The following is a 9,732-nucleotide window of genomic DNA, read 5'->3' on the forward strand; positions in this document are numbered from 1 at the left end:
CCCATGTCCCGTCGACTGATTATCGACCTGGCCTGCCTGGCCACCTTCGCGCTGATGCCCCTGGTGGCCGCGCTGTGCAACGAACCCTTCCTGGTCAGCCTGTTCACTCGCCTGGCCATCTACGGCATGGCCGCCGCCAGCCTGGACCTGCTGATCGGCTACGGCGCCATGGTCAGCTTCGGCCATGCCGCGTTCTTTGGCCTGGGCGGCTACGTGGTCGGCATCATCGCCTTCCACAGCTCGCAGGCGATGCCGCTGTGGGGCTGGGAAGGCAGCAACAGCGCGCTGGTGGTCTGGCCGCTGGCCCTGCTCTGCTGCGCCCTGCTTGGCCTGGTTATGGGCTACCTGTCGCTGCGCACCAGCGGCGTGCAGTTCATCATGATCACCCTCGCCTTCAGCCAGATGCTCTACTTCATCCTCGGCTCGCTGTCGCTCTACGGCGGTGACGACGGCATCCTGATGAACGAGCGCAACACACTGCCGGGCCTCGACCTGAACGACGCCAACCAGTTCTATTACCTCTGCGTCGGCCTGCTGGTGGTCTGGCTGCTGTTCTGCCGGCGCCTGGTGGGCTCGCGATTCGGCTTCGTCCTGCGCGGCCTCAAGCAGAGCGAACGGCGCACCGTCAGCCTGGGGCTGAAACCCCTGCGCTATCGCCTCACCACCTTCGTCATCGCCGGCCTCGGTGCCGGCCTGGCCGGTCTGCTCTGGGCCAACTACGCGCTGTTCGTCAGCCCGGACATGGGCGCCTGGCAGAAGTCCGGCGAGCTGATGGCGATGGTCATCCTCGGCGGCGTCGGCACCCTCCTCGGCCCGGTGCTGGGCGCTGCGGTCTACCTCGGTCTGGAACAGCTGCTGAGCCTGTGGACGGAACACTGGCTGCTGATCTTCGGCCCGCTCCTGCTGCTGGTGGTGTTGTTCGGCCGCCAGGGCATCTACGGCCTGCTGATGGCCCGTCAGCGACCGCGCAAGCCCTCCGCCCAGCCCGCCCCTGTCGCCACCACCCGCGAGGTGCACCCATGAGCGCGCAACTGTCCATCCGTGGCCTGGAAAAGGCCTTCGGTGCGGTGAAGGCCACCAATGGCGCCAACCTGGAACTGGCCGCTGGCGAGCTGCACGCGATCATCGGCCCCAACGGCGCCGGCAAATCGACGCTGATCTCGCAGATCGCCGGGGAAATCCGTCCGGACAAGGGGCAGATCCTCTTCGCCGGGCGGGACATCACTGACGTGCCGGCCCATGAGCGGCCACGCCTGGGCCTCGCCCGCTCCTTCCAGGTCAGCCAGCTCTACCCGGACTTCAGCCTGCTGGAGAACGTCGCGGTGGCCATCTCCGCCCGCGAAGGCAAGAGCTTCGGCATGTGGCGTCCGCTGTCCCGCGACCGCAGCCTGCTGGACCCGGCCCAGGGTTACCTGGAACAGGTCGGCCTCGGCCGCCGTGCCCAGGACCTGGTGAGCGAACTGTCCCACGGCGAACGCCGCCAGCTGGAACTGGCCCTGGCGCTGGCCCAGGAAGCCTCGGTGCTGCTGCTGGATGAACCCATGGCCGGCATGGGGGCGGAGGAATCCGCGCGCATGACCGAGTTGCTCCAGTCGCTCAAGGGGCGCTACGCCATCCTGCTGGTGGAGCACGACATGGACGCCGTGTTCGCCCTGGCCGACCGCATCACCGTGCTGGTCTACGGCCAGACCATCCTCACCGGCTCAGTGGAAGAAGTCCGCAGCAACGCGCAGGTCCGCGCCGCCTACCTGGGGGAAGAACATGCTTGAAGTCAGTGGATTGCAGGCCGGCTACGGCCTGAGCCAGGTGCTGTTCGACATGCACCTGACCATCGAACAGGGTCAGGTGGTCTCGCTGATCGGCCGCAATGGCATGGGCAAGACCACCACCGTGAAATCCATCATGGGCCTGCTCAAGCCGAGCGCCGGAAGCATCCGCATCCACGGCAAGGAGATGCGCGGCGCCACGCCCTACCGCATCGCCCAGGCGGGTCTCGGCCTGGTGCCGGAGGGCCGCCGCGCTTTTGGCAGCCTGAGCGTGAAGGAGAACCTGCTGGCCACCGCGAACAAGGGCGGCAAGTGGGACCTGGCACGCATCTACGCCCTGTTCCCGCGCCTGGAAGAGCGCCAGGAGCAGTTGTCGAAGACCCTCTCTGGTGGCGAGCAGCAGATGCTGGTGGTGGGCCGCGCGCTGATGACCAATCCGCAGTTGCTGATCCTCGACGAAGCCACCGAAGGCCTTGCCCCGGTGATCCGCGAGACCATCTGGAACTGCCTGGCCACCCTCAAGGCCGAGGGCGAGACCATCCTGGTCATCGACAAGAACCTCAAGGAGATGGCGCGGGTGGTCGATCGCCACCACATCATCGAGAAGGGCCGGCAAGTCTGGCAGGGAACGCCGGATCAACTCGCCGCGACTCCGGAGTTGTCGCACCGATACCTGGGCGTCTGACCAGCGCCCTACCTCCCGGTCCGTAGTCACGACGGGCCGGTAACCCCGACGCAATCCGCTCCCCGCCGGCTCAGCGAAAGCCGGCGGCGGACGGTTGCGCCCAGAAAACCAGAAGAAGAAGAGCCTTGCGATGATCTACAAGTCCCGTGCGTTCCCGATCCTCTTGAGCACCCTCCCGCTTTCCGCCCTGGCTGCAGAATCCGGCTTCATCGCGGATTCCACCGCCACCCTGCAACTGCGCAACTACTACTTCAGTCGCGACTTCTCCGACATCGTCGGCCCCAACCAGCAGTCCAAGGCCGAGGAATGGGCCCAGGGCTTCATCCTCAACTTCAAGTCCGGCTACACACAGGGCCCGGTGGGCTTCGGCCTCGACGCCATCGGCACCCTCGGCATCAAGCTCGACAGCAGCCCCGACCGGGTCAACACCGGCCTGCTGCCGGTGCAGGAAGATGGCGAAGCTGCCGACGACTACAGCCGCCTGGGCGTGGCCGGCAAGATGCGTGTCTCGAAGACCGAGCTGAAAGTCGGCGAGCTGCAACCCAACCTGCCGGTGCTGATGTTCAGTGATATCCGCCTGCTGCCGCCTAGCTACCAGGGTGTGAGCGTCTCCTCCAACGAAATCGCCGGGCTGACCCTGCAAGGTGGCCATCTGACCGGCACCAGCCTGCGCAACGAGGCGGGCGACGATGAGATCCAGGCCCAGATCGGCTACCAGCCGCAGCGCCAGGCCTCCAGCAACGCCTTCAACTACGCCGGCGCCGACTATGCCTTCAATGCCAACCACACCACGGTGGGTGCCTGGTACGCGCAGCTGGAAGACATCTACGACCAGCGCCTGATCAGCCTCAAGCACGCCGAACCGGTGGGCGACTGGGTGCTGGGTGCCAATATGGGCTTCTACGATTCCAGCGAAGACGGCAAGAAGCTGATCGGCGAGGTCGACAACCAGGCCTTCTACTCTCTCCTCTCGGCCAAGCGTGGCGGCCACACCTTCTTCATCGGCTATCAGGGCATGTATGGCGACCAGGGTTTCCCCAAGGTCTTCGCCAACATCACGCCGCTGGGCAACGAGGTCCCCACCTACGAGTTCGCCTCGGCGGATGAGCGCTCCTGGCAGGTGCGCCATGACTACGACTTCGCCGCCCTCGGCATCCCCGGCCTGACCACCACCCTGCGCTACATCAAGGGCGACAACGTCGACACCGGCAAGGGCTTCGAAGGCGAGGACTGGGAGCGCGACCTGGATATCGGCTACGTGATCCAGAGCGGCTCGCTCAAGGGCCTGGGCGTGCGCATCCGTAATGTCACCGCACGCTCCAACTACCGCACCGACATCGACGAGAACCGCCTGATCCTCAACTACACCCTGGCCCTGTTCTGAAATCGAGCGCCGTGGCCAGGAATGGGCACGGCCTGCTTTACCCGTAGGGGCGAATTCATTCGCCAAGCAGGCCGCAGGCCTGCCCTTACTCGGACCTGGGGGCAGCTTCGCCGCCCTTGGCGAATGAATTCGCCCCTACAGCGGACGTGCATTCCCGATAAGGAGTTCTTCTCCATGCCCCGAAAATCCCTGGCCGCCCTGCTGCTCTCTCTCGGCGGCCTTTTCATGCTCGCCGCCTGGCTGCTGGCCAGCCCTTGGCCGCTGGCCCTGGCCGGCACCTGCAGCTTCTGCGGTGGGTTGCTCTATCACCATTTGCCCGCCCAGGTAGTCGAAGTGCCGGTGCTCCAGCCGATTCCAGAACCGCCGCCCGCGCGGCTACTTCCTGTGGAAAACCCGGTGGTGCCCGTGCCCACCGTGCCGCTCGATCAACTGTTGGCCCGCCTGGCCGACCTTGGCCTGGCGATAGCCGAAAGCGAGGCCGACATGCAGCAGGCCAACAGCCTGGCCCGGCAGGCGGGCGAGAACCTGCAACTTTCCACTCTCAGCATCGAGGACTCGACAACCTCCATCGGCGAACTGGGTGAGTACATGGGCCATATCACCGAGGTGTTCAACGATCTCAGCGACCAGTCGCAACGCATCGGTTCCATCGTCGGCAGCATCCAGGAGATCGCCAAGCAGACCAACCTGCTGGCCCTCAACGCCGCCATCGAAGCGGCACGCGCCGGCGAGCAGGGTCGTGGATTCGCGGTGGTGGCGGAAGAAGTGCGCAACCTCGCCCGCCGCGCAAACGAAGCCAGCGAGCAGATCAGGGAGATTGTCGGCGGCTTGCAGCACGCCTCGGAGAACGCGCGCACCGGCCTGGCACAGGTGGATGGTTCGACACGCTCCGGCCTGGAGAAATCCGCCATCGCCCTGCAGGCCCTGGCACAGATGAAGAGCGTTGCCACGACGCGCTACGAAATCGTCCAGCGCATCATGCAGCGCCTGGAGGAGAAGCAGCGGATCACCGGGCAGTTGAGGGAGTTGCTGGGCTGAGGCTAACGGCTTCCTGTGGGGATGCTTTTCCTGTGGGGGCGAATTCATTCGCGATGCAGACCGCAGGTCTGCCTTTGGGGGCACTGCGTGCCCCTCAGCGATTGAAATCGCCCCCACATCCCGTCCACCACAACCCCATCAATTCGCACATCGCCCGGTACAACGGCGTCCCCGGCTGGCCCAGCTCCAGCACCACATCGAAATGGTTGCGGCCGGACGCTTCGACGAAGCGCCCCGGCAGCCCGCCCCGGCGCCAGGCCTCGAGGAAGTCATGGGACTGGCGAGCGAACTCCGCCGTTTCCAGCGCCCCGTAGCTGATCACCAGTTCGGCACCTCGCGTCGGCAGATGGAAGGCCGGGCTGTTGCGGCGCGCCGCCGCCTCGTCCATCCCCATCCAGCCGTTGATATGGGTCTCCAGCAGCGGCCGCAGGTCGAACAGCCCACTGATGGGAAGCGCACCGCACAGCACGTTTCCCGGCACGCCGTAGCGCCCGTGCCAGCCGCCGGCCAGGAGCATTCCCGTGAGATGCCCGCCGGCAGAGCTGCCACTGGCATACAGCCGCTGCGGGTCACCGCCGAACTCGGCGATATGGCGATGCAGCCAGGCCAGCGCGCGGCGGGTCTGGTCGACGATGTGATCGAGGCTCACGGCCGGGGCCAGGTCGTAATCCATTACCACCACGCACGCACCGGCGGCGGTCAGAGCCGGCGCCATGAACGCCGAATCGGCCTTGGACAGCGCACGCCAATAGCCGCCGTGAATGAACAGCAGTACCGGGGCATCCGGTTGAACGGCCGGGAAGATATCCAGCCGCTCGGCGGCTCCTGGCCCGTAGGGCACATCCTTGAAGCACTTCAGACGCGCATGGGCTGCGTCGCTCAGTGCTCGGTACTGGCGCGGGTACTGGTCGAAGTCCTTGACGCTGGCGCGGGCGTTGTATTGCACGTCGTAGTACGCGGCCAGTTCGGCCGGATCACTGGGGCGGGTCATGGGCACCTCCGAGGGTTGTCCGTCGATTAGGCGGCATCCCGAGGTAGGGCGAAATCCGGATAGTCGGGGATGGTTATCCGGGGAGTTGGGTGGGTAAGGACAGCAACCTTGTAGGGGCGAATTCATTCGCCAAGCAGGCCGAAGGTCTGCCTGGGGAACATCAGGGGCAACTGCGTTGCCCTTGGCGAATGAATTCGCCCCTACAGGAGTTACATCCCAGCGCCTCCGAAAATAAAAAAGCCGGCCAAACGGCCGGCTCAAACAGCGGGGGAACCAGCCTCCCCCGCCGATTCGGTGACTCAGGCTTCGGCGCGAACGCGGTCGCGGATGGCTTCCTGCTCTGGGTTCGGTGCCGACTGCAGCTGGAAGTCGAAGTCGATTTCGGCGAAACGGTCCACGGCGCCACGGGCGGCGGCAGCGGCTGCGTCTTCGGTGAAGCGGATCTCGCCCACCAGGCCGTCACGGGTGGCGTAGGCGAAGTCGTCCCACAGGTATTCGTCGCCCGACAGGTTGATCTGGGTAGTCAGGTGACGGTAGCCCGGTGCGGAGATGAAGAAGTGGATGTGCGCCGGACGATTGCCGTGGCGGCCCAGGTGGTTCAGCACTTCCTGGGTGGTGCCATCCGGCGGGCAGCCGTAGCCGGACGGCACGATGCTGCGGGCGCGGTAGCGGCCTTCGGCGTCGGTGACGATGCGGCGACGCAGGTTGTAGTCCGACTGGGTGGTGTCGAAGTAGGAGTAGGTGCCCTTGGTGTTGGCGTGCCACAGGTCGACCACAGCACCGGCAATCGGCTTGCCATCGGCGTCTTTGACCTGGCCCTGGAGGAACATCACGGTGCCTTCATCGGTGCCGTCGTCCATGCGGGTTTCGCCTTCGGACAGCGGCGCGCCGGCCACGTACAGCGGGCCTTCGATGGTGCGCGGGGTGCCGCCGGACAGACCGGCCTGCTCGTCCTGGGCATCCAGCAGCAGGTCCAGGTAATGCTCCAGGCCGAGGCCGGCAACCAGCAGGCCAGCTTCGCCACGGGCGCCCATGCGGTTGAAGTAGTCCACCGCTTTCCAGAACTCTTCGGTGGTGACTTCCAGGTCTTCGATGATCTTGATGGAGTCGACCAGGATGCGGTTCACCAGCTTCTTCATGCGCTGGCTGCCCTGGTCGTTGTTGAATCCGCTGACTTCCTGGAAGAACTTCTGGACGCTTTCGTTGCTGGACAGTTTGATAGTCATGGCTATTTCCTCATCTTGTTGTTATCGGGCGCGAATCGATCAGCGATCGTCTTCGTGAATCGATGACGGGTGGCGGCAGAGACCGTCCACCTCAATCTCCATGTAGGGGAAGAGCGGCAGCTGCATCAGGGTGTCGTGCAGTTCTTCGACACTGGCGAGGTCGAAGACGCTGTAGTTGGCGTAGTGGCCGGCGATGCGCCACAGGTGACGCCACTTGCCCTCGCGCTGCAGGCGCTGGGCCAGTTCTTTCTCGTCGGCCTTCAGCTTGGCAGCCTTGGCCGGGTCCATGTCGACCGGGAGCTTCACGGTCATCTTCACGTGGAACAGCATGGAAAGGTCTCCTGTTTACTTGCGGCGGAAGAACGCCAGGCGCTCTTCGTCCAGGGCCAGGCCAAGGCCCGGAGTACGCGGCACGTGCAGCTGGAAGTCGCGGTAGACCGGCGCTTCGCTGACGATTTCCTCGGTCAGCAGCAGCGGCCCGAACAGCTCGGTGTGCCAGGTCAGTTGCTTCAGGGTGACGAAGGCATGGGCCGACGCCAGGGTACCGATGGAGCCTTCGAGCATGGTGCCGCCGTACAGGGCGATACCGGCCGCTTCGGCGATCTGCGCGGTGCGCAGCACGGCACGCGGGCCACCGTTCTTGGCGATCTTCAGGGCGAAGATGCTGGCGGCGCCGTCGGCGGCGAGGCTGAAGGCGTCTTCGACGCTTTCGATGGATTCGTCGGCCATGATCGGCGCCGGGCTGCGCTGGTTCAGGCGTACCTGGCCGGAACGGTTGATGCGCGAGATGGGCTGCTCGATCAGGTCGATGCCATTGTCACCGAGGATGCGGCAGGCACGCAGGGCAACAGACTCATCCCAGGCCTGGTTCACATCGACACGCACACTGGCGTTGTCGCCCAGGGCTTGCTTGATGGCGATCACGTGCTTGAGGTCGCGGTTCACTTCGCCCGCGCCGATCTTCAGCTTGAAGATGCGGTGACGGCGGATTTCCAGCATGTGCTCGGCTTCGGCGATGTCCTTGGCGGTGTCGCCGCTGGCCAGGGTCCAGGCCACTTCCAGGCCGTCACGCACGCGGCCGCCGAGCAGCTCGCTCACCGGTAGGCCGAGGCGTTTGCCCTGGGCATCCAGCAGCGCGCTTTCCAGTCCGGACTTGGCGAAGGTGTTGCCCTTCGCGGCCTTGTCCAGGCGCTGCATGGCGGCGTTGATGTTGTTGGCGTCCTGGCCGATCAGCAGCGGAGCGAGGTGGCTGTCGATGTTCTGCTTGATGCTTTCCGGGCTCTCGTTGCCATAGGCCAGGCCACCGATGGTGGTGGACTCGCCGAGGCCTTCGATGCCATCGGAGCAGCGCAGGCGAATCACCACCAGCGTCTGGTTCTGCATGGTGTGCATGGCCAGCTTGTGCGGGCGGATGGTCGGCAGGTCGACGATGATCGCCTCGACGCTTTCGATCAGGACTTGGCTCACTTCAATACCCATCAGGTTCGTTTCATCTGGTCCCGATAGTGGCCGCGACAAATCGCGGGGTCCAATATAGAGTTTGTCTAGCACGATACCCGCAAGGTATCGACTACCACACACAACCACCGCCCCGGAGTCACCATGGAGCTTCGTCATCTGCGCTACTTCCAGGCGCTTGCCGAAACACTCAATTTCACCCGCGCCGCCGAGCGTCTGCACATTGCTCAACCTCCACTGAGCCGCCAGATCCAGCAGCTCGAGGAGGAACTCGGGGTGGCCTTGCTGGACCGTGGCAGACCCCTGCGCCTGACCGAAGCCGGACGCTTCTTCCACGAGCATTCCCGCACCCTGCTCGAGCAACTGGGCAAGGTTTGTGACAATACCCGCCGCATTGGGTCGGGGGAAAAAGCCTGGCTCGGCATCGGCTTCGCACCCTCCACCCTCTACGGTGTTCTACCCGACCTGATCCGCCGCCTGCGCAGCGATGCCGGCCTGGAGCTGGGGCTTTCCGAGATGACCACCCTGCAACAGGTGGAAGCCCTCAAGGCCGGCCGCATCGACGTCGGCTTCGGCCGCATCCACATCAACGATCCGGCCATCCAGCAAGAGGTGCTGACCCTCGACCCGCTTGTAGCCGCCCTCCCCGCCGGACATCCGCTGCTGCCCGGCCCGGTGAGCCTTACCGATCTCGCCCAGGAGCCTTTCGTGCTCTATCCGGGCAACCCACGGCCGAGCTACGCCGACCATGTGCTGTCACTGTTCGCCGCCTATGGCCTGCAGATCGAAGTCGCGCAATGGACCAACGAACTGCAGACCGCCATCGGCCTGGTGGCCGCCGGCATCGGCATCACCCTGGTGCCGGCCTCGGTGCAGGTGCTGCACCGGGTCGACATCGGCTACGCCAAGCTCCAGGAAGCCCAGGCCACCTCCCCCATCATCATCAGCCGCCGCGTGGGCGACGCCTCTCCAGCGCTGACCCATTGCCTGGCGCTTATCGAAGAGCTGGCCGAAGGGCATATCGGCTGAACAGCGGACACCTTGTGGGGGCGTACCTGCTCTTCCGTAGGGTGGATCACGCTTCATCGATCCACCGTCCGCGGCTCACCCGGACTCCATTGGTGGATGTAAAAAGCGACATCCACCCTTGTATCTCGACTGTCGCCCTGCCAAGGGGTGATAGT

General features: G+C 65.1%; 10 protein-coding genes. 6 read left to right on the top strand and 4 right to left on the bottom strand.

Annotated elements, in window-relative coordinates:
* The first annotated feature begins 3 nt into the window (after positions 1 to 3).
* The 5 genes from MnOB_RS13990 (at position 4) to MnOB_RS29820 (ending at position 4,873) form a co-directional block, all read left to right on the top strand.
* Positions 4 to 1,023, top strand: coding sequence for a branched-chain amino acid ABC transporter permease (locus tag MnOB_RS13990; protein ID WP_077524836.1), 1,020 nt, complete (start codon positions 4 to 6; stop codon positions 1,021 to 1,023).
* Positions 1,020 to 1,769: an ABC transporter ATP-binding protein gene (locus MnOB_RS13995; protein WP_077524837.1), complete on the top strand. Its 750-nt coding sequence runs from the start codon at positions 1,020 to 1,022 to the stop codon at positions 1,767 to 1,769. Before MnOB_RS13990 ends, MnOB_RS13995 begins: the two co-directional genes overlap by 4 nt.
* Positions 1,762 to 2,451 (top strand): ABC transporter ATP-binding protein, encoded by a 690-nt coding sequence (locus MnOB_RS14000; RefSeq protein WP_077524838.1) that lies wholly within the window; start codon positions 1,762 to 1,764, stop codon positions 2,449 to 2,451. Before MnOB_RS13995 ends, MnOB_RS14000 begins: the two co-directional genes overlap by 8 nt.
* Positions 2,452 to 2,581: 130 nt before the next feature.
* Complete coding sequence (locus MnOB_RS14005; RefSeq protein ID WP_077524839.1) at positions 2,582 to 3,835, top strand: OprD family porin; 1,254 nt, start codon at positions 2,582 to 2,584, stop codon at positions 3,833 to 3,835.
* Positions 3,836 to 4,009: 174 nt separating this feature from the next.
* Complete coding sequence (locus MnOB_RS29820) at positions 4,010 to 4,873, top strand: methyl-accepting chemotaxis protein (protein ID WP_077524840.1); 864 nt, start codon at positions 4,010 to 4,012, stop codon at positions 4,871 to 4,873.
* Positions 4,874 to 4,967: 94 nt separating this feature from the next.
* Here the strand turns inward: MnOB_RS29820 and MnOB_RS14015 are convergent, their stop codons facing one another.
* The 4 genes from MnOB_RS14015 to MnOB_RS14030 form a co-directional block, all read right to left on the bottom strand.
* Positions 4,968 to 5,864 (bottom strand): alpha/beta hydrolase, encoded by an 897-nt coding sequence (locus MnOB_RS14015; RefSeq protein ID WP_107504080.1) that lies wholly within the window; start codon positions 5,862 to 5,864, stop codon positions 4,968 to 4,970.
* 299 nt (positions 5,865 to 6,163) lie between these two features.
* Entirely contained in the window at positions 6,164 to 7,090 is a 927-nt protein-coding gene (gene catA / locus MnOB_RS14020) for a catechol 1,2-dioxygenase (RefSeq protein ID WP_077524842.1), read from the bottom strand.
* A 39-nt stretch (positions 7,091 to 7,129) separates the two neighbouring features.
* On the bottom strand, positions 7,130 to 7,420 hold the full coding sequence (gene catC, locus MnOB_RS14025; RefSeq protein WP_028628792.1) for a muconolactone Delta-isomerase: 291 nt from the start codon (positions 7,418 to 7,420) through the stop codon (positions 7,130 to 7,132).
* A gap of 15 nt (positions 7,421 to 7,435) precedes the next feature.
* Positions 7,436 to 8,557, bottom strand: coding sequence for a muconate cycloisomerase family protein (locus MnOB_RS14030; RefSeq protein WP_077524845.1), 1,122 nt, complete (start codon positions 8,555 to 8,557; stop codon positions 7,436 to 7,438).
* 135 nt (positions 8,558 to 8,692) lie between these two features.
* On the opposite strand from MnOB_RS14030, the gene MnOB_RS14035 reads away from it, so the two are divergent.
* Complete coding sequence (locus MnOB_RS14035; protein WP_077524843.1) at positions 8,693 to 9,577, top strand: LysR family transcriptional regulator; 885 nt, start codon at positions 8,693 to 8,695, stop codon at positions 9,575 to 9,577.
* Positions 9,578 to 9,732 lie beyond the last annotated feature (155 nt).

The sequence above is a fragment of the Metapseudomonas resinovorans genome (assembly GCF_002003485.1).
In the GTDB taxonomy this organism is placed as follows: domain Bacteria; phylum Pseudomonadota; class Gammaproteobacteria; order Pseudomonadales; family Pseudomonadaceae; genus Metapseudomonas; species Metapseudomonas resinovorans_D.

Coding starts and splice junctions, on each gene's coding strand:
- MnOB_RS13990 (WP_077524836.1), top strand. CDS start 4: ATGTCCCGTCGACTGATTATCGACCTGGCCTGCCTGGCCACCTTCGCG.
- MnOB_RS13995 (WP_077524837.1), top strand. CDS start 1,020: ATGAGCGCGCAACTGTCCATCCGTGGCCTGGAAAAGGCCTTCGGTGCG.
- MnOB_RS14000 (WP_077524838.1), top strand. CDS start 1,762: ATGCTTGAAGTCAGTGGATTGCAGGCCGGCTACGGCCTGAGCCAGGTG.
- MnOB_RS14005 (WP_077524839.1), top strand. CDS start 2,582: ATGATCTACAAGTCCCGTGCGTTCCCGATCCTCTTGAGCACCCTCCCG.
- MnOB_RS29820 (WP_077524840.1), top strand. CDS start 4,010: ATGCCCCGAAAATCCCTGGCCGCCCTGCTGCTCTCTCTCGGCGGCCTT.
- MnOB_RS14015 (WP_107504080.1), bottom strand. CDS start 5,864: ATGACCCGCCCCAGTGATCCGGCCGAACTGGCCGCGTACTACGACGTG.
- catA (WP_077524842.1), bottom strand. CDS start 7,090: ATGACTATCAAACTGTCCAGCAACGAAAGCGTCCAGAAGTTCTTCCAG.
- catC (WP_028628792.1), bottom strand. CDS start 7,420: ATGCTGTTCCACGTGAAGATGACCGTGAAGCTCCCGGTCGACATGGAC.
- MnOB_RS14035 (WP_077524843.1), top strand. CDS start 8,693: ATGGAGCTTCGTCATCTGCGCTACTTCCAGGCGCTTGCCGAAACACTC.